This is a genomic window from Enterobacter sp. RHBSTW-00901, assembly GCF_014103115.1.
Lineage (GTDB): Bacteria > Pseudomonadota > Gammaproteobacteria > Enterobacterales > Enterobacteriaceae > Enterobacter > Enterobacter cloacae_P.
Map to the genome: position 1 here is coordinate 1,174,620 of NZ_JABXPB010000001.1, position 19,408 is coordinate 1,194,027.

Genomic DNA, 19,408 nt, shown 5'->3' on the forward strand with positions numbered 1-19,408 from the left:
TCAGTCTTTTAACTTGTAGCTTCGCAGTGCATTGCGTCCCAGTACCACACCGGAACCAATAATCCCACCAAGCAGCACCGCCAGAATAAATATAATGGCCTTTTTCGGGCTGTCGCGATGGACCGGCAGATCCGGCTTCATCACGTAACGATAGACATGAATCGTCTCTGGTTTAACGTTCAGATTCTGAATATCAAGCAGGTTTTGCTTAGTCTGGTAATACGCAGGAGAGAAGACCAGCGGACGAGATGCTTCGTTATCAATCATCGATTTCAGCGCTTCACTCCCCAGCAGGAACATGGTTTCCTGGGTCACATCCTGCGTTTGTTGAATTCTCGGTGAAGTGATTTTCGCCGCTTCAGCGTTCTTAAGTGATTCAGTAATTTGTTTGATACGCAGATCCTTCTGCTCCTGAGCCACTTTCGTCTGGTTTTCCAGAGAGTCGTCCAGGGTGCGGATCTGTTGCTTGATGTTGTCCTTAAGGTCAATATCAAGTTCTTTAGCCGTTTGCTCGTCAACCTGCTGAATGTATTGAGCAAGTTGTTTTTGCGCGGCTTCAGCCGATTCACCCGTATAGGAGACACTCAACGGCAACGCTTGCCCCTTGACTGCAGGTTCAATAATCAATTTTTCAGGAACTTGCTGGTTATCCAGCGTCTGCGCTAGCGCAGAGAAAGAGGAGTTGAAACGACCAATAACTCGCGTTTGAACGTCGAGCATTGCAGGTGCGGCGCTACCATAGAGAATATTTAAGGCATTATTATATGTTGCAATCTGAGCCACATCGGGCTGAGCAATAATCGCAGTTGAGGTCCATTTTTCTTTCGCGACCGATAAATACCCAACAGCAAGAACGATGAAAACGACAACAAATGTTGCTATCGTTCCCTTCCCACGCCACAGTTGCAGCACTAGATCAAGTAAATCAATTTGCTCCGGGTCATTGCTTCGATTGACCTGGCTATTGTTGTTCTGCGTCATACAATCCCTAACAGATAAAAAGGGCAAAAATAGTTATGTGTGCATAGTGTATCTCGTCCTGGCAATTTTTCTATAAGAATCCGATGAGTCATATCAGAAAGATGGGTTATGTAACTGGCATCCATCGCGCTATCATAGACCTAATCTGATGCGCTATGGCATCTGTAAGAACATGTGTTAATGAGGGAAGATATGAAGTTTCTGGTTACTGGTGCAGCAGGTTTTATCGGCGCGAATGTCAGCAAGCGACTCCTTGATGCCGGTCATCAGGTCATTGGCATTGATAATCTCAATGACTACTATGATGTCAGCCTCAAGCTGGCGCGCCTGGACCTGCTCAAATCCGACAATTTCATTTTCCACAAGCTGGATTTGGCAGACCGTGAAGGAATGGCCGCGTTGTTCTCTGATGAGAAATTTGACCGCGTGATCCATTTGGCCGCGCAGGCGGGCGTACGCTACTCCCTGGAAAACCCGTATGCCTATGCAGATGCCAACCTGATTGGTCATCTTAACGTGCTGGAAGGCTGCCGTCATAACAAGGTTCAACACCTTCTGTACGCGTCCTCCAGCTCCGTTTACGGGCTCAATCGCAAGATGCCATTCTCTACCGATGACTCCGTCGATCACCCGGTTTCGCTCTATGCGGCGACCAAAAAAGCCAACGAACTGATGTCGCATACCTATTCGCATCTGTACAACCTGCCCACTACTGGCCTGCGCTTCTTTACCGTGTATGGCCCGTGGGGACGCCCGGACATGGCGTTGTTTAAATTCACTAAAGCGATGATTGAAGGCAAAAGCATTGACGTCTACAACTACGGCAAGATGAAACGCGACTTCACCTACATTGATGACATCGCCGAAGCCATTCTCCGCCTGCAGGATGTTATTCCTCAGGCCGATGCTAACTGGACGGTGGAAACCGGTTCACCAGCAAGCAGCTCTGCACCATATCGAATTTACAACGTCGGTAACAGCAGCCCTGTTGAGCTGATGGATTACATTACTGCCCTGGAAGATGCCCTGGGTAAAAAAGCAGACAAAAATATGATGCCGATCCAGCCGGGTGACGTACTGGACACCAGCGCCGATACCCAGCCACTCTATGACGTGGTCGGCTTCAAACCGCAAACCTCAGTCAAAGATGGGGTGAAGAACTTTGTGGACTGGTATCGTAATTTCTACAAGGTTTAAACCAAAAAAAACCCGGCAGCTAGCCTAATGCCGGTCACTTAAGGTGACCGGCATTGTTTTTTAAGGGATATTTAGCTCTCTTTTCCCTTACTTCCCTTTCATATTCCCGTTCACACCTCGGCGGTAATTTCAGCATTGCCGCATTACTGTAGAAGTGCTTCAGGTGTCCCGGAACGGCTCCCGGTGATGACCATGGCAGCCCGATTAACAACCGCAGTATTTCTGCCAGCGAACCACTGAAGTTCAGCTGATATGGCAGGTAATCTCCCTTCAGGCTGAAGGCCATTTTTACCATCTGATACCGCACCAGGTTGTACGTCAGCAGTATTCCCCACAGCGCCTGTCTCACCATCTCCGGCAACTTACTTCTCAGTGTCCAGCGGTTCCCACACAGGGACTGCTTTGCCTCACGGTATCCCAGCTCTATTTCCCATCTGTTTTTATACAGTTCTGCAATGCCTGCTGCCGGATAACGCATCGCGTCTGTCATTGACGTGACAACCTGACGCTCCACACCGTTAACTTTGCGGCTGATTAACCGGGCTGTGAGCGTATCCGGCAGCTGCGGGGACGTCTTCAGCGTTATCAGCACATCCTGTTTACCCAGTCTGCGCACCACCTCATATTTTGTGCCCTTCTTCATCGGCAGTAACCAGTGGCGGTTTTCTCCGGCACTGTGTCAGTCGTGCAAAAGCCCCATCGACCAGAACCCCCTGTCGAACAGCGTCACGCTGTTATCCGGTACCTGTTCCACCAGTCTTGCTGCCAGACGCATTTCACTCACGTCGTACCGGTCCATTACGCTCGCCCGCAGCAGATGGCTGCTCAGCTCCATCAGACACACCATGCGCACCTGCGGAAAGCCCTTTTCTCCGTACTGGTTTTCTGCTTTCGTGAAAGCTGCTGCATTTTCTGGTGTATCAGGTGTGCGCCAGACCACGCCATCAACAGCATTGAGCATCAGGCCATTCCAGAGGGGATGCCTGGCTTCTTCATGCCAGTGTTTTTGCGTGAGGTTGAAGAGCTCCCGTATGGCATCTTCACCCAGTGTTTTGCGCCGGGCTATCACGGAGCTGGGTGCAGTAAAGGGTTTTCCGGTCCGGTCAACGATGTCCATCAGATTGACGATATGGGAGAGAGGTTTGTTGTTGAATATTGCCATCCCAATAACCAGCCAGACCATGGATTCGAGGGGGAGCTTACGCTTACGAAGTGTCACCGTATCCGTGAGGGAAAAGGCCTGCTGAATGAGAGCGTGAGGAAGGAGGTCGGAAAGACTCTGAACTTCATCGGGAGCAGTAATATTGATAATGCCGAGGGCCTGGGAAAGTTCCATTTAAAAAGGGTTCCACGATGAACATGGAACCCTTTTGCACCAACCACCGGATCGGTCAATCGATCCTTAAACGATCGGCATTAGGCAGCTAGCCGGGTTTTTTGTACGTATCAGACAGAGGATCAATCACTACCGAACAGATCGCGGGTATAAACTTTATCCGCCACATCCGCCAGCTCTTCCGCCATACGGTTAGAGATGATCACATCCGATTCTTTCTTAAAGGCGTCCAGATCACGCATAACACGAGAATGGAAGAACTCGTCTTCCTGCATTGCAGGTTCATAAATAACAACCTGAACGCCTTTCGCCTTAATACGTTTCATGATCCCTTGAATTGAAGAGGCGCGGAAGTTATCAGAACCACTCTTCATGATCAGGCGATACACACCCACCACTTTCGGCTGGCGAGCAAGGATAGAGTCGGAGATAAAATCTTTACGTGTACGGTTGGCGTCAACAATCGCCGAGATCAGGTTGTTTGGAACAGCCTGATAGTTGGCCAACAGTTGCTTGGTATCTTTTGGCAGGCAGTAGCCACCGTAACCAAACGACGGGTTGTTGTAGTGGTTACCGATACGTGGGTCGAGGCACACACCCTCAATGATCTGACGAGTATTCAGCCCCAGACTCTCTGCATAGCTGTCCAGCTCGTTGAAGTAAGCCACGCGCATTGCAAGATAGGTGTTCGCGAAGAGCTTAATCGCTTCGGCTTCGGTAGAGTCGGTAAACAGCACCGAAATATCTTTCTTAATTGCCCCTTCCTGCAGCAGCGCAGCAAAACGCTCCGCACGCTCAGAGCGCTCGCCGATTACGATACGGGAAGGATGCAGGTTATCGTATAACGCCCTGCCCTCACGCAGAAACTCTGGCGAGAAGAAGACATTATCAATACCCAGCTTTTCTTTGATAGATTTGGTGAAGCCTACCGGAATGGTCGACTTGATAACCATCACCGCGTTCGGGTTAATCGCCGTAACGTCTTTGATGACCGCTTCAACGCTGGAGGTGTTGAAGTAGTTTGTTTTTGGGTCGTAATCGGTTGGCGTCGCGATGATGACATAATCCGCATTGCGGTAGGCATCTTCTTTGTCCGTGGTGGCACGGAAATTCAGCGGCTTGTTCGCCAGATACTCCTGGATCTCTTTATCCACAATCGGGGATTGCTTTTTGTTAAGCATATCCACTTTGGCCTGCACAATATCAAGCGCAACGACCTCGTGGTTCTGTGCAATCAGAATGCCGTTTGAGAGACCGACATAGCCTGTTCCGGAGATTGTTATTTTCATTTGTTCAACTTCTTCAAGTATGAGTGTCAGGAGGCGCGAGGACCCCACCGCAATAAACAACTGCTGAGGTTTTTACATCTTATGTTAATCGACTGTCAAGAAGAATACCTGTCTATACAAACCCACTAAAACAGTATTTTATACTTACTCAGAGTCATCATTTCTTACAAAACTAGGCGCAGTGGACGATTCCGCTATAGATATACCCTTTAACCATTTTCTAACTAAGCAACATTATGAATGTTAAATCAGATTAATCCCGGGGTCGCACATTAAAAGCGTAAAAACAAAATTATCCCTATAATATTCAATACAGAACCATTTGTGATACCCTTGCTTATAGGCATTTTCAACGCACTTAATATAACTTTTCACAAATAAATTTTTTTGTTATTCTGTTAAAAAATCATACTTTAATGATAATGAGAGAAAGCATATGAAGATCCATCCATTAAGCGATGTAAAATCAAGCAACATTGGCTCAGGGACAACAATTTGGCAATATGCAGTTATCTTTGAACATGCAATAATTGGTGAAAACTGCAATATATGTGCACATACCCTTATAGAAAATAAAGTTGTTATTGGCAATAACGTTACAGTTAAATCAGGCGTTTATTTATGGGATGGTATCACTTTAGACGATAATGTTTTTATTGGTCCCTGCGTAGCATTCACGAACGATCTTTATCCAAGATCAAAAAAACATCATGCCGAGTACTCAAAAACGCTGATAAAAAAAGGGGCTTCTATTGGTGCCAATGCAACAATTCTACCGGGAATCACTATCGGCTATAATAGCATTATAGGTGCTGGTTCTGTCGTAACAAAAAATGTACCTGATAATGTCATTGTCGCAGGGAACCCGGCAAAAATAATCCGTTCAGTTACGAATGAATAATTCATTAAAAAATGAGTGAATTGATAGAACACTCTCTCTGTAAAACCAGTTTCAACAAAGTATCATCACAGAGTAATGGGTATCTAATCATCAATATTTACACTATAAATATTTAGATACATATCAACAGACATAAACTAATAAAAACTTAACTAACAAATATCAGAGCCTGAATTCAACAACAATGTGAAATCAGGCTCTGAGGTTACTTAATACATACTCTCTTATACCGTGACATCAAACAGTCTATCTACTTTATTTAAAATCAGATAGATGGAACTTAATTTAGTCCAGCCATTCGGTGTGGAACACACCTTCTTTATCCGTGCGTTTGTAAGTGTGCGCACCGAAGTAATCACGCTGCGCCTGGATCAGGTTGGCAGGCAGAACGGCAGCACGATAGCTGTCGTAGTACGCCACTGCAGCGGAGAAGGTTGGAACCGGAATACCGTTCTGTACAGCATAGGCAACAACGTCACGCAGCGCCTGCTGGTATTCGTCAGCAATTTTCTTGAAATACGGTGCCAGCAGCAGATTAGCGATGCCTGCATTTTCAGCGTAAGCATCGGTGATTTTCTGCAGGAACTGAGCACGAATGATGCAACCTGCGCGGAAGATCTTCGCGATTTCGCCGTAGTTCAGATCCCAGTTGTTCTCGTCTGATGCTGCGCGCAGTTGAGAGAAACCTTGCGCATAGGAGACGATTTTACCCAGATACAGCGCACGACGGACTTTCTCAACGAATTCCGTTTTGTCCCCAGCGGATTTAGCCTGCGGGCCAGACAGCACTTTAGATGCGGCAACGCGCTGCTCTTTCAGAGAGGAGATATAGCGTGCGAATACGGATTCGGTGATCAGAGACAGTGGTTCACCCAGGTCCAGAGAACTCTGGCTGGTCCACTTACCGGTACCCTTGTTCGCTGCTTCATCCAGAATCACATCAACCAGATATTTACCTTCTTCATCTTTCTTAGTGAAGATATCTTTGGTGATGTCAATCAGGTAGCTGTTCAGTTCGCCTTTGTTCCACTCAGTAAAGGTTTCAGCTAGCTCTTCATTGGACAGATTCAGGCCGCCTTTCAGCAGGGAGTATGCTTCTGCAATCAGCTGCATATCGCCGTATTCGATACCGTTGTGAACCATCTTCACATAGTGGCCTGCACCATCCGCACCGATATAGGTTACGCACGGCTCACCATCTTCAGCCACAGCTGCGATTTTGGTCAGGATAGGCGCAACCAGTTCGTATGCATCTTTCTGACCGCCAGGCATAATGGATGGGCCTTTCAGTGCACCCTCTTCACCACCAGATACGCCGGTACCGATGAAGTTGAAGCCTTCAGCAGACAGTTCACGGTTACGACGGATGGTGTCCTGGAAGAAGGTGTTGCCACCGTCGATGATGATATCGCCTTTTTCCAGATAAGGTTTCAGGGAGTCAATGGCAGCATCTGTACCTGCGCCCGCTTTCACCATTAACAGGATACGACGAGGCGTTTCCAGAGACTCAACAAACTCTTTAACCGTATAGAAAGGAACCAGTTTCTTGCCAGGGTTCTCAGCAATCACTTCTTCAGTTTTATCACGGGAGCGGTTGAAAACGGAGACGGTATAACCACGGCTTTCGATGTTGAGCGCCAGGTTGCGCCCCATCACTGCCATACCGACAACGCCGATCTGTTGCTTGGACATTACATACTCCTGTCAGGTGTGTTTCTCAGCACGTACGGCTGAGTATTTCAATGTACATTGTATCTTAGCGGATAGATGGCCGACGATAAATGTTTATTATAACTTTTAATTTCTTAAAAGCATTTTTAGAAAAACAATCATCTAAATATAATTCACTTACGCAAAACAGTTGAATATAACAATGATAGAACTGAGACAGGGACAAGTCTTAAAGGTATTCTGATCGATAAATTTCTAATCAATTCAGAAAAACTTAGGTAACCAGTTTTATAAAAATTAACTTGTGCTGCAAACTCTGATTTCGCATATTTAAGGCCAGAACGCCGGGCTGCCATTCCATTTCCAGTTCGAGCATAAACCAGCGTTTCGGGCAGATTAGCAGTAATGACACCATTTTGAATCATTCGAACCCATAGCGCATAGTCTTCATATAAATATTCACGTTGATACCCTCCCGCTGCCATTACTAAATCCCGTCTAAAAGCCACAGCCATATGATTGAAAGGATTTCTTTTTTTTGCAAACTGTAAAATCTCTGAGTGCGTCAGCGGCAGTTTCCGGCAGGCATAAACGTCATCAATAGATTCCCTGAATTCACCAACAGTCGAGCTCAACAATCCTACTTCTGGGTTGTTCTCAAAATAAGACAACTGTTTCATGAAACGATCTTTGTGACATATATCGTCAGTGTCCATTCTAAAAACAATATCATGTCTACAGGATTTTAAACCAATATTTAATGCTTCACCCAAGCCTACATTATTTTTAATTTTTACAATTGCAATGGGTAATTTTTCTGACCACCTGGCGACACACTCATTCAGCTCAATAGTAACAGGCCCATCGAAAACAATAACGACCTCATCGGGGAAATGGCTTTGATTATACAAACTGGCAAGGCATGAGTCCAAAAAATCTGGAGATTCTTTTATATATAGAGATAATAAAACACTTATTTTCATGAATAATCCCGAATAAAAACCGCTATCATTTATTCCGTGATGTAATCTGCAACCACTCAACAAACTGTGCAATTCCAGAATTGATATCGGTGTAGTTGTAAACACCGATTTCTTCCAATACACGTTTATTACAAAGTATGTTGGACTTAATTATAGTATCGTTAGGAATATAGTTAAGTTGGACATTATAATTTGGCAGGCACCTACGAACAGCTGTCAAAATAGATAACGTCGACTCACCTGTACATGATCCTATATTGTATACATTATATCGAGGGTTTTTGACGCAAAAAAGTGCATAGAATATTTTAGCAAAATCCCTTATATATATATAATCCCTTACTTCATTCCCACTTCCCCACACATCCACAACCTGACCAGAAATTATGCGCCCAGTAAGGACAGCAATCAATCCTTGGTTACCAGTTAATGTTTGATGAGGCCCATAAGGATTTGAAGGTCTCACTATAAGAAATTTCTTTTTCTTGCAGGCTCCGCATTTTGTGACAAAAGTTTCAAGAGCGATTTTACTTTTTCCATAGTCACACACAGCCTCAAGGTGTTCATCTTCATGGTGAGGCCGTTCACTGCTCTTATAAACTCGCCCACCGGAAGAGAAAAAGATAAAACGTTCAACAAGATCAAAAATCTCATTTATCAGATATTTATTTTCGTCCAACAGAGCCTGATAGTTATTAACTTTGGAATTGACAGAGAAACTATTTATCAAGTATATAGCCGTGTCAATCTCAAGGCTCTTGAGATATTCTTTTTTTTCATTGATGTCAGTTAAATTAGCTTCAACAAATGTGATTCTACCTTCGAAGCCTAAAGGTTTTGTTCTTCCATAGACGATCACATCATGGTTATGTTGTAAAAAATGTTCAATGAGATTGACCCCAATAAACCCTGCCCCTCCTAAAATGAGAATCTTTTCTTTCACATATTCCTCTTATATATATCTGTATAAGTCGATTCAGAGTAATTAACGAGTGAAGGCCAATTGTGTTCTTTTATAATATACTCTCGAGCGTGAGCCGACATATTATCAATCAAAGTTTCATCCGTATTGAGTACTGATAAGATTAACTCAGCAACACCTTGAATTGTTGTCTCACACTCCCACCCAACCTGATGCTTTTCAATAATGGTCGTCATATTCACACCACGGGTGACAAGGCATGGCAAACCAGAGTCCAAAGCTTCCAGTATAGCCATCGGGAATCCTTCATATCGTGAGGACAAAATAAAAATATCTTTTTCATAGAGCATTCTGTTTTTTTCTTTTCCATATATAGGACCATTGAAAGTCACATCAGGAAAATTGAGTTTTTGGATTCGTTGAATAAGTTCACTCTCTTCACTTTCATCTCCCTTGCCGTATATCGAAAGATTTAGATTTTTAAGCTTATATTTATCCTTCAATAGTTGCAAAGCATCAAGGAGAATATCAGTACCTTTATGTGTAAAATCAATCCTGGAAAGATAAACAAACTTATATGGTTTATGTTTCTTTCTTACAATTAGATCTGGCACCTGAACACTTGAAAGCCCATTTCCTTCATAGAAGGAATTAGAATTCCATTGAACAGAATTTTTAGCTTCATCTTCATTAGTAAATATTACTGCGCTAGCACTCTTTATAAAGCGCCGAAAGAAAGCAAAGTTGGCTATGATTTTTTTTGCAAACGATTTTTTCTGCGCACTAATAATAAGACTTGAATGCGGTTTGACAAAATATAATTTATTGCGTGATAAAATTTTCTTAGCCAGGCTAATATAGGAATAAAAATATAATCCATGGAAAATAAAAACATCATAGTCATCAATAATTTTATCATTCATTTCATACTTATTAATAACTGTGAATGCAGATGTATTATACACATCATTTACACAGCAGAGTGCACATTCCATATTTTCGCTGTATTTATTTTGCATTTCTATCATTTCAGGCAACAAACGACCTATGCCATTTGATGATTCTATTTTATTCCCAACAATATGTAGTACTTTCATATAGCTACCAAATTTATGTTTAAACAATTTAGATATTAAAATAAAAATCAAATTCTTAGTTTTTTACTTTACACGTGAGCTCTACAATTTTTATCGTTATGATGTAAAATATCATTAATACAATTATACAAAACCAAGACTTGAAGAAAAGAAAATATGAAAAATCATTAACAATCGGCAAAGTCAATATAGATACGATATAAACACTGCTAGCATATGTCCTATCAATCTTACTGAAAATTTCTTTAAGGAAATACAACCCTATTATATTCAGGGCTACAAAAAATGGGCCTAATATTAACGAAGCATCACCAAAAATCGACCATGCATGAGCCTGGAAATAGCTATTTGAATTGACCCATGCATCGCCTGCTGTAGGGAAAAATATTGTGATAATTTCAGCTGCCGGATCTATTGCATATATACCAAAAAGTCCCCCCAAAGGCATTCCATAGGCAATACGAGAAATATCCGGAGTTAATGCTTGATAAATCATAAATGACCCTTCGGTTTGACCTATAAACAACCGGGCCAAAACAGAGTCAAATACCTCGCCTATGGGTATATTATGCAAGAGTATAAAGAATGCGCACAGAAGCATTAGACTCATAGCAGGGATAATCGTTATAAGTAGATAATTAATTCGTTTTGAAGACTTTAAGTAAAGAATAAACAGGATAAATAGTACGACAATAAGCTTTGATTTTTGCATATCGTACATACTATATATTATTATCAGTAAGAGATTGAGTTTAAAAAGGAATCGACCGAATGTATATTTTCTCTTATGACAATATGAATATACAAGTGAAATATAAGGGAAATAAACAAATATATAACCAATGAATAAACCACCAAACCCGACTTCATTCTTAAGTATTTGAGCTTTCGCTAAAGCAGCCCCATCAAAATCCCCTCTCAGGGCCATTAAAAATGGAATATCCCCGACTGACAATATTTTTATACAAATTACCACAAAGGAAAAAAATGTAATTAGCTTGGCTCGCAGATGATTTGTATTTAACTTATCAATATCAATATCAAATCTGCAGACATAAGAAGAAAGAGAAACGATAAGCAGCAAAATTGATATTGACAGGAACGTATACCTGAACGTTTCTATTTTACTTTCATCGGTTATAAGTGTATCAACACCAAATGACATTGGATAGTTAAAAAATGCTACCAGTATTGTACCGGGAACAATCTGTACAAAAAGAGCCAAAAGGAATATTGCTCCCAACACTGTTGGTTTAAAGCTAAAAATTCGCAACCGAATATTTGCAAATAAAGTAATCATCACGAAAAATAGCATCAACAACACATTTATAGCCATCTTTTTCTCTCTACTTTATTAGATTTTTTTTTGTCACATTAAACACTTTATAAGGTCTTAATAAAAACATTAATTTTTGGACAACAAGATATGGCACGGTCACTTTATTACCGAAAATTTTCATCCATACAGTTTTTTGCTTGAAGAGCAAAAAATCATCCCATTTTTTTAGTAGCATACTCGCAGGCAACAGGGGCCAAATTTTCTCTTTTTGAAACGAATATAAAGATTGTAGATATAGTAAATTACCAATTCTACTTCCTTGCTGTGACAAAGAATCACCCTTACGATAAAGAACTGTATTTTCTTCCATATAAGAAAGCGTAAAACCGCTTCTCAAACATTTAAGCCAAAGCGGATAATCCTCGATCATTGGATATGACTCATCTGCATAACCTACATATTCCAATACGTCTTTACTAATAAATCCTGTTGGAGCAAGTAGATAACACTCAGAAAGAATGTTTTTTAGCTGCAACTGTTGATTTGCACAAATTTTCTTCTTATCATGTTTAATCGGAGTATTTTTCCCATCAACTGTAAATGGTATCATATCAGAAAAGACTATTTTAGCCTTAGGGTGGCGAGAAATAAATCTGACATTTAATTCGATACAATTAGGTAATAGCAAATCATCTGCTGCAATGGTTTTTATCCATGAACCAGAGGCTAACTGCCATGCTTGATTGCAATTAGCCGCTACTCCTCTATTTTTCTCATGAGTGACAATCACAATATTATTAAAGAGATGATTATTTTGTTCTTTCCATTGCTGGGCTACAGACAACGTATGATCTCTCGATCCATCATCAGCGATGATAACTTCAATGGCATTTTTATTATAAGTTTGGCTAACTATGCTATTCAATGTATCAGCTATAGTATTGCCTGAATTGTAAGAGATAACCGCTACTGTGATAATTTCCTTCACTTCAAAATCGATCATACAAGGCCTGTCTTCATTTAATTTTAGTCAATGAGCCATTCTTATTAACGTATATACCTGACACTAAAACAGATTTATTCACTAGCGAATTAGCACCAATGATGACATTATCTGCAATACTTACGCCTTTTAAGATGACCGTATTAGAGCCTATCCAACAGTTAGCACCTATCATTACTGGTGATGTTACAAAATCAGTTTTGCTTACAACGTAATTCTCATCTATAGAATGATCATGGTCGTAAATTTTAACTCCCTCACCGAATATTGTATTCTCGCCAATCCGGATACTTTTCAAACAATTAAATGAACAATCATTATTGACAAAACAGTCCTTTTCGAAAATCAATGTTCCATGACTGACAAAGATGCTTAAATTATTCCTGGCCGATAAATTATTAATATCCAAAATAGAGTTATTGATGGCGGTAATATTTAGACCTTTTCCCAGCCTTGGTGACTTAAATGAAATTGTATTTTTCGATATTTTTTTTAAAATAAAAAGACATACAATATTAAATACAACACGATAAGCTTTGATAATAAAATTCAAGTGGGTTTTCCTATGCTGAAAATCGTCTAACATTTAATATTACAATAATGCTATAAAAAATGTAACTAATCAGATAAGCATAGTTAGCACCATGTAATAAAAACATAGGGATCAATATATATGATAAAATGACAAACATGACACCAAAGAATATCTCAGTGAATAAATACCATTTTACCGCACATCGTGATAGCATCGGAAATGCATATAGCCATGCAATAATTTTTATCACGTCTCCACATAACTGAACAGAAAAGAGCTCCCTTGCTCCCCTGAATTCACTTGTGAATAACATATCAATCAAAATATCTCGACATGCATAAACCATAGCAGCAATTATAGATATGACAGGAACAATGATTTTTGCCGTTGAGGTGACTTCTCGCATAATGCTGTCTATATCATTTAGTTGAGACAACTTAGGCAGGTAATAGGTGCTCAAGGCTATAGTGATCACACCTAAGTAAACTTCAGAAATTTTCCATACGGCCTGCCAGAGACCAGTTCCCTGCCAACCTGTATGTTGCACCAAAACATTTCGGATAATCAGCAATGCTACTGGCATGACAAGTGCACTCGTCATCGCCATAAGAACATATTTACCTATACCATTGAATGATGATAAATTTATATGACCGATAAAATTTTTTATCTGCATCCATTGCTGATTTAAATTAACTAGTAATATAACAAGGCCAATTAATGCCGTTTGAATTGCTGCTGCAATTATTGCCCCTTGAATATTATACCTAATAATTAATAAAATCATTACAACACTTGATATCATCACTGAAAAAAAGTTTAGAGCAATGAATCGCCTATGATTTTGAAAACCATTAATTATAGAAAGAAAAAGAGTTCCAAGTGCAGAAATTGGTAACAGCAACACTGTTAATATAATAATCCAATAATATTGGATATCACCAAAAAAATATACGGAAAGTTTATCGGAAGCTAATAATGAAACAGGTAATAATATAAAAAAAATAGCCGCAACCCAAATTAATGAAGCTCGCCACCATGGCGAGCAATCATTAAAACCATTTTTGCTATATTCAGATGTATACCTTACTACACCGTTACTTACCGGTGCATTAATGACCCCTGTCAATGCAGTTACAAATCCCTGTATCTGCCCAAGGAGGGCCATACCTGATGGCCCTGTATAAATTGCAACAACCTTAGCGATAGCAAATCCCATAGCCATTTTAGCCAGGGTTAAAACTCCAGTTGAGGCGGTCACTTTTAAAAGTTTTTTCATCCCACAAAACCATTTAAAGCCTCAATTACGGCGCTTATATCGTCATCTGACATTGTTGGGTCCATAGGGATGGATAACACTTTTTTGTGCAGAGCTTCAGTCAGTGGTAATGAAAGTCCATTCATCTCTTTATATGCATTTTGCTTATGTGGTGGAACTGGATAATGAATGAGGGACTGGATGTTATGTTTATGAAGCCAGCTTTGTAGTTCTTCTCGCTGATTGGTTTTCAGCACGAATAAATGCCACACATGGTTTTCCATATTTTCAATATATGGTAATTCCAGCAGTGGGTTTTTTATTTCTGAAAGATAACGTCTCGCGATACCCTGCCTAATTTCAATATCTTCTCCCAACGTTTTCAGTTTTACGCGCAAAATGGCAGCTTGTATTTCATCAAGACGGCTATTAACACCTTGATATATATTCAAATACTTCTGCTCAGAACCGTAATTCCTTAATGCTTTCAATACATTATATAATTCCGGATCATTCGTTGTGATAGCTCCTGCATCCCCCAATGCCCCCAGATTTTTCCCAGGATAAAAGCTAAAACCAGCAGCATCGCCCCAACTGCCAGTCCGTTTGCCATCAATTTGAGCACCATGAGCCTGGGCACTATCCTCAAGAACCAACAGATTGTATTCGCGTGCAATCTCCATAATTTCCTTCATAGGAGTGATTTGACCATAAAGATGTACTGGCAAAATAACCCTAGTTTTATCAGAAATTGCAGTTCGGATATTATTGGCATTTAAATTAAAAGTATTACTATCTGGCTCAATTAAAACTGGAACGAGATCGTTTTCAGTAATAGCTAAAACCGAGGCTATATAAGTATTACCTTGAACAATAACCTCATCACCACTTTTTAACTTACCCATTTCTTTCCATGCTCGGAGGACTAAAGTAAGTGCATCCAGACCATTAGCAACACCAAGGGTATAGTTAACTTGGCAATATTCTGAAAATTCCTGCTCGAAAGCTTTAAGCTCTTCACCCATAATATACCAGCCTGAATCAATTACTTTTTCTACAGCGCTGAGTAACTCATCCTTCTGACGATTGTTTATTTTTTTAAGATTTAAGAAGTCAACCATTTTTTTCACCATTATTTGTACGTTGCTTATCAACTAGCAGGAAATTAGAATCGGATACCAATTGCTATCTTGTCACACAAGAGATTCATCCCTGCTGTTGTTGTGCTAAATTTTTAAATGCAGAATAATCTCTGATATAATCTGATTCTTCATATTCCATATCAGCAATAACCATCAGAACACAATCTTCAGTAAAATCCGTCATTTCACGCCAAATAAATGAATCGATGAGAAGCCCTTGTGCCGGGTTATCTAATATAACACTGACTCGCTCGCTACCGTCATCCAGGATAAAACGACAACTACCCTTCACAGCAATCGCAACCTGTTTTAGCCTCCGATGAGCATGAAACCCACGAGTAACACCGCTCTTTGTATCAAAAATATAATATACCCTTCTTATATCGAATGGGATATTAATTTCTCTTTCAAGAGAAATTAATGCACCTCGTTCATCACCGTGAACCTGAAGAGGAATGAAATCTATTTTCATATATGATTAGCCAGCTTTATCAAATATTGACCATAATGGTTTTTGCTTAAATTGCCACCCAATTTAATTAAGTCTTCATTACTCAGCCATCCATTGCGCCAGGCGATTTCTTCAGGGCAAGCAACCATCATGCCCTGGCGCTTTTGGACCGTTTCAACAAAACTGCCAGCTTCAATCAAACTATCATGAGTACCTGTATCAAGCCATGCAAATCCGCGACCTAATAATTCAACATTTAAATTATTATTATGAAGATACACTTCGTTAACAGTTGTTATTTCCAATTCACCTCTGAGCGATGGTTTAATATTTTTCGCAATATTAATTACATCATTATCATAAAAATAAAGACCTGTCACTGCCCAGTTGGATTTAGGTTTTTTCGGTTTTTCTTCAATACTCAGTGCTTTAAAATTGGCATCAAATTCCACGACACCAAACCGTTCAGGATCCATTACCTGGTAGCCAAAAACCGTTGCACCACTGACTCTGCTACTTGCCATTTGCAGTTTTGGTGTAAAACCCTGGCCGAAGAAAATGTTGTCGCCTAAAACAAGGCAAACTGAATCATTACCAATGAATTCCTCACCAATTATAAATGCCTGTGCAAGGCCATCTGGGCTTGGTTGGATGGCATAACTCAGATTAACTCCAAACTGACTTCCATCACCTAACAGCCTGACAAATCCAGCCTGATCTTCTGGTGTCGTAATAATTAAAATATCTTGTATACCCGCCAGCATTAGCACCGACAGTGGGTAATAAATCATAGGTTTATCATATATAGGGAGTAATTGTTTAGAAACCCCCATAGTAATTGGATAAAGCCTTGTTCCAGAGCCACCAGCAAGAATAATGCCTTTCATTAATTATTATCTCCATATTGTTTAGAAAGCCAGGAAGCATACGCTCCACTTTTTACATTATTGACCCACTGCTCATTCGCTAAATACCACATTACCGTTTTACGAATACCACTTTCAAAGGTTTCCTTTGGCTTCCAGCCTAGCTCATTACCAATTTTCGCTGCATCAATTGCATAGCGACGATCGTGTCCTGGGCGATCTTTGACATAGGTGATCTGATCGCGGTACGAACCTTCTTTTGGCACAATTTCATCCAACAAGTCGCAAATGGTATTAACTACATCAAGGTTCTGTTTTTCATTATGACCACCGATGTTATAGGTTTCGCCAATTTGCCCCTGAGTCACAACGGTGTACAATGCACGGGCATGATCTTCCACATACAGCCAGTCACGAATTTGGTCACCTTTGCCATAAATTGGCAGGGCCTTACCTTCCAACGCATTCAAAATAACCAGCGGGATCAATTTCTCAGGGAAGTGATACGGTCCGTAGTTATTTGAACAATTGGTAACAATAGTAGGAAAACCGTAGGTACGTAGCCACGCGCGAACCAGATGGTCACTGGAAGCTTTTGACGCAGAATAAGGGCTGCTTGGCGCATAAGCGGTGGTTTCAGTGAAGAGTGGCAGCTCGGCTGATGCAAGGTTCTCATCAGGGTGTGGCAAGTCACCATATACTTCATCCGTTGAGATGTGATGAAAACGGAAGGCTTTCTTCGCTATGTCATCCAGCGTGGACCAGTACGCGCGCGCAGCTTCCAGCAGTACATAAGTTCCCACGATATTGGTTTCAATAAATGCAGCCGGACCGGTAATAGAACGATCAACGTGGCTTTCAGCTGCGAGGTGCATTACGGCATCAGGTTTATGCTCAGCAAAGATTCGATCCATGGCAGCTTTGTCACAGATATCAGCATGCTCAAAGGCATAACGATCGCTATCGCTGACATCGATAAGCGACTCAAGGTTGCCGGCATACGTCAGCTTATCCACATTGACGACTTCGTCCTGGGTATCTTTAATAATATGTCGCACAACCGCCGAGCCGATAAAACCGGCCCCACCCGTAACAAGAATTTTCACGTTATCTTTTCCATCTATTAGACATGTGTAGATATTGGTACTCTGAAACCCTGCTAATAATCGTGATTCCAGAAATTATGCACGCTACCGCCCCTGGCTTGACAGCTACCAGTGCACTGAGCGAAGTTTGAATATGTCATTTGCTGTGGTCTGAAACCGGATCGAAATTGCCGCTAGACAACTGCAAAACTGGCGCTAATTGTCGTCCTATTCGACTGAAGAAACAAGCACAAATCGTTACAAATCAGCCCAAAAACGCACCAGATAACTTGCTGTTATTATTGATTTTTATAATAAAAAACGACAACCACCATTCTGATTACATAATGACTTAACAGAGTAGTGGTTGCCGTTTATGTTAGCGCAGAGGTATATCAGTCGTTAGCCAGCAATTTCTCAATTCGGCTTCGGAACTTCGTCCCTTCCTTCAGGTTACGCAGTCCGTAGTTTACAAATGCCTGCATATACCCCATTTTCTTACCGCAATCGTAGCTGTCGCCAGTCATCAGCATGGCATCAACAGACTGTTTTTTCGCCAGTTCGGCAATTGCATCAGTCAGTTGAATACGGTCCCAGGCACCTGGCTCGGTTTTTTCCAGTTCGGTCCAGATATCCGCATTGAGGACATAACGACCTACCGCCATCAAATCGGAATCCAGCGTCTGTGGCTGATCCGGTTTTTCGATGAACTCAACGATGCGGCTCACCTGCCCTTCCGTCTCCAGCGCTTCTTTTGTCTCAATAACCGAGTACTCAGAAAGGTCGCCATCCATGCGTTTAGCCAGCACCTGGCTACGACCGGTTTCATTAAACCGTGCGACCATTGCCGCCAGGTTGTAACGCAGCGGATCCGCAGAAGCACTATCGATAATGATATCCGGCAGTACCACGATAAACGGATTGTCACCGACAATCGGGCGAGCGCACAAAATGGAGTGCCCCAGACCCAGCGGCTGCGCCTGACGCACGTTCATGATGGTCACGCCAGGAGGACAGATTGACTGAACTTCCGCCAGCAGCTGACGTTTGACGCGCTGCTCGAGTAACGCTTCAAGTTCGTAGGAGGTGTCGAAGTGGTTCTCTACCGCATTCTTGGAAGAGTGAGTAACCAGGACGATTTCTTTGATGCCTGCAGCAACAATCTCATCGACGATGTATTGAATCATCGGTTTGTCGACGATCGGTAGCATCTCTTTAGGAATCGCTTTTGTGGCTGGCAGCAAATGCATACCCAGGCCCGCTACCGGAATGACTGCTTTCAAATTAATCATTATTTCTTCCACCTTAAAATGGTTGACGAAGTATAGACCTGACCAGGAAGAATGCCTGATTAATGAAGTCTACTGCGCCTCATGCAAATCATGTTTCGAGCTGAAACTCACACTACTTAA

Annotated in this window: 17 protein-coding genes and 1 pseudogene; 2 read left to right on the forward strand and 16 right to left on the reverse strand. The window is 41.4% G+C overall.

The features are described 5' to 3' along the window. Nucleotides 1–981 carry an LPS O-antigen chain length determinant protein WzzB gene (wzzB, locus tag HV318_RS05785; protein ID WP_182271955.1) on the reverse strand — a complete coding sequence of 327 codons (981 nt, stop codon included), beginning with the start codon at nucleotides 979–981 and terminating at the stop codon, nucleotides 1–3. A gap of 192 nt (nucleotides 982–1,173) precedes the next feature. Here wzzB and HV318_RS05790 point away from each other — a divergent pair, with 192 nt between their 5' ends. After that, entirely contained in the window at nucleotides 1,174–2,178 is a 1,005-nt protein-coding gene (locus tag HV318_RS05790) for an NAD-dependent epimerase (protein ID WP_182271956.1), read from the forward strand. Nucleotides 2,179–2,212: 34 nt separating this feature from the next. On the opposite strand, the pseudogene HV318_RS05795 reads toward HV318_RS05790, so the two are convergent. Next, nucleotides 2,213–3,514, reverse strand: a pseudogene (locus tag HV318_RS05795) (IS4 family transposase). A 122-nt stretch (nucleotides 3,515–3,636) separates the two neighbouring features. Beyond that, on the reverse strand, nucleotides 3,637–4,803 hold the full coding sequence (gene ugd, locus HV318_RS05800; protein WP_182271957.1) for a UDP-glucose 6-dehydrogenase: 1,167 nt from the start codon (nucleotides 4,801–4,803) through the stop codon (nucleotides 3,637–3,639). Nucleotides 4,804–5,239: 436 nt separating this feature from the next. Between ugd and HV318_RS05805 the strand changes: the two genes are divergently transcribed. Further along, nucleotides 5,240–5,704: an acyltransferase gene (locus HV318_RS05805; protein WP_182271958.1), complete on the forward strand. Its 465-nt coding sequence runs from the start codon at nucleotides 5,240–5,242 to the stop codon at nucleotides 5,702–5,704. A gap of 285 nt (nucleotides 5,705–5,989) precedes the next feature. Here HV318_RS05805 and gnd read toward each other — a convergent pair whose 3' ends face one another. The 13 genes from gnd to galF all read right to left on the reverse strand — a co-directional run bounded on the left by gnd (nucleotide 5,990) and on the right by galF (nucleotide 19,288). Further along, complete coding sequence (gnd, locus tag HV318_RS05810; RefSeq protein WP_182271959.1) at nucleotides 5,990–7,396, reverse strand: NADP-dependent phosphogluconate dehydrogenase; 1,407 nt, start codon at nucleotides 7,394–7,396, stop codon at nucleotides 5,990–5,992. 152 nt (nucleotides 7,397–7,548) lie between these two features. Continuing rightward, the gene (locus HV318_RS05815; protein WP_182271960.1) at nucleotides 7,549–8,358 is read right to left on the reverse strand and encodes a glycosyltransferase; all 810 of its coding nucleotides are present in this window, start codon (nucleotides 8,356–8,358) and stop codon (nucleotides 7,549–7,551) included. 25 nt (nucleotides 8,359–8,383) lie between these two features. Next, nucleotides 8,384–9,301: an NAD-dependent epimerase/dehydratase family protein gene (locus HV318_RS05820; RefSeq protein ID WP_182271961.1), complete on the reverse strand. Its 918-nt coding sequence runs from the start codon at nucleotides 9,299–9,301 to the stop codon at nucleotides 8,384–8,386. Next, nucleotides 9,298–10,377, reverse strand: coding sequence for a glycosyltransferase (locus HV318_RS05825; RefSeq protein WP_182271962.1), 1,080 nt, complete (start codon nucleotides 10,375–10,377; stop codon nucleotides 9,298–9,300). Before HV318_RS05825 ends, HV318_RS05820 begins: the two co-directional genes overlap by 4 nt. 55 nt (nucleotides 10,378–10,432) lie before the next feature. Beyond that, complete coding sequence (locus HV318_RS05830) at nucleotides 10,433–11,713, reverse strand: O-antigen polymerase (RefSeq protein ID WP_182271963.1); 1,281 nt, start codon at nucleotides 11,711–11,713, stop codon at nucleotides 10,433–10,435. A gap of 10 nt (nucleotides 11,714–11,723) precedes the next feature. Beyond that, entirely contained in the window at nucleotides 11,724–12,659 is a 936-nt protein-coding gene (locus HV318_RS05835) for a glycosyltransferase family 2 protein (RefSeq protein ID WP_182271964.1), read from the reverse strand. A gap of 13 nt (nucleotides 12,660–12,672) precedes the next feature. Continuing rightward, the gene (locus tag HV318_RS05840) at nucleotides 12,673–13,212 is read right to left on the reverse strand and encodes an acyltransferase (protein WP_182271965.1); all 540 of its coding nucleotides are present in this window, start codon (nucleotides 13,210–13,212) and stop codon (nucleotides 12,673–12,675) included. Between the two features lie 10 nt (nucleotides 13,213–13,222). Continuing rightward, nucleotides 13,223–14,473 (reverse strand): O-antigen translocase, encoded by a 1,251-nt coding sequence (locus HV318_RS05845; protein WP_182271966.1) that lies wholly within the window; start codon nucleotides 14,471–14,473, stop codon nucleotides 13,223–13,225. Beyond that, complete coding sequence (locus tag HV318_RS05850) at nucleotides 14,470–15,573, reverse strand: DegT/DnrJ/EryC1/StrS family aminotransferase (RefSeq protein ID WP_182271967.1); 1,104 nt, start codon at nucleotides 15,571–15,573, stop codon at nucleotides 14,470–14,472. The genes HV318_RS05845 and HV318_RS05850 overlap by 4 nt, the downstream gene beginning before the upstream one ends. An 85-nt stretch (nucleotides 15,574–15,658) precedes the next feature. Beyond that, a complete protein-coding gene (locus tag HV318_RS05855) occupies nucleotides 15,659–16,066 on the reverse strand; it encodes a sugar 3,4-ketoisomerase (protein ID WP_182271968.1) in 408 nt (135 codons plus the stop codon). Continuing rightward, nucleotides 16,063–16,932 (reverse strand): glucose-1-phosphate thymidylyltransferase RfbA, encoded by an 870-nt coding sequence (rfbA, locus tag HV318_RS05860; protein ID WP_182271969.1) that lies wholly within the window; start codon nucleotides 16,930–16,932, stop codon nucleotides 16,063–16,065. The genes HV318_RS05855 and rfbA overlap by 4 nt, the downstream gene beginning before the upstream one ends. Beyond that, a complete protein-coding gene (rfbB, locus tag HV318_RS05865; protein WP_182271970.1) occupies nucleotides 16,932–18,017 on the reverse strand; it encodes a dTDP-glucose 4,6-dehydratase in 1,086 nt (361 codons plus the stop codon). The genes rfbA and rfbB overlap by 1 nt, the downstream gene beginning before the upstream one ends. Before the next feature lie 374 nt (nucleotides 18,018–18,391). Next, a complete protein-coding gene (gene galF / locus HV318_RS05870) occupies nucleotides 18,392–19,288 on the reverse strand; it encodes a UTP--glucose-1-phosphate uridylyltransferase GalF (protein WP_182271971.1) in 897 nt (298 codons plus the stop codon). Nucleotides 19,289–19,408 lie beyond the last annotated feature (120 nt).

What these genes read in the sequence shown, in the direction of transcription:
- ugd (WP_182271957.1), bottom strand. Translation starts at nt 4,803, where the DNA reads ATGAAAATAACAATCTCCGGAACAGGCTATGTCGGTCTCTCAAACGGC.
- HV318_RS05845 (WP_182271966.1), bottom strand. Translation starts at nt 14,473, where the DNA reads ATGAAAAAACTTTTAAAAGTGACCGCCTCAACTGGAGTTTTAACCCTG.
- gnd (WP_182271959.1), bottom strand. Translation starts at nt 7,396, where the DNA reads ATGTCCAAGCAACAGATCGGCGTTGTCGGTATGGCAGTGATGGGGCGC.
- HV318_RS05815 (WP_182271960.1), bottom strand. Translation starts at nt 8,358, where the DNA reads ATGAAAATAAGTGTTTTATTATCTCTATATATAAAAGAATCTCCAGAT.
- rfbA (WP_182271969.1), bottom strand. Translation starts at nt 16,932, where the DNA reads ATGAAAGGCATTATTCTTGCTGGTGGCTCTGGAACAAGGCTTTATCCA.
- wzzB (WP_182271955.1), bottom strand. Translation starts at nt 981, where the DNA reads ATGACGCAGAACAACAATAGCCAGGTCAATCGAAGCAATGACCCGGAG.
- HV318_RS05790 (WP_182271956.1), top strand. Translation starts at nt 1,174, where the DNA reads ATGAAGTTTCTGGTTACTGGTGCAGCAGGTTTTATCGGCGCGAATGTC.
- HV318_RS05825 (WP_182271962.1), bottom strand. Translation starts at nt 10,377, where the DNA reads ATGAAAGTACTACATATTGTTGGGAATAAAATAGAATCATCAAATGGC.
- galF (WP_182271971.1), bottom strand. Translation starts at nt 19,288, where the DNA reads ATGATTAATTTGAAAGCAGTCATTCCGGTAGCGGGCCTGGGTATGCAT.
- HV318_RS05855 (WP_182271968.1), bottom strand. Translation starts at nt 16,066, where the DNA reads ATGAAAATAGATTTCATTCCTCTTCAGGTTCACGGTGATGAACGAGGT.
- HV318_RS05805 (WP_182271958.1), top strand. Translation starts at nt 5,240, where the DNA reads ATGAAGATCCATCCATTAAGCGATGTAAAATCAAGCAACATTGGCTCA.
- HV318_RS05835 (WP_182271964.1), bottom strand. Translation starts at nt 12,659, where the DNA reads ATGATCGATTTTGAAGTGAAGGAAATTATCACAGTAGCGGTTATCTCT.
- HV318_RS05850 (WP_182271967.1), bottom strand. Translation starts at nt 15,573, where the DNA reads ATGGTTGACTTCTTAAATCTTAAAAAAATAAACAATCGTCAGAAGGAT.
- HV318_RS05830 (WP_182271963.1), bottom strand. Translation starts at nt 11,713, where the DNA reads ATGGCTATAAATGTGTTGTTGATGCTATTTTTCGTGATGATTACTTTA.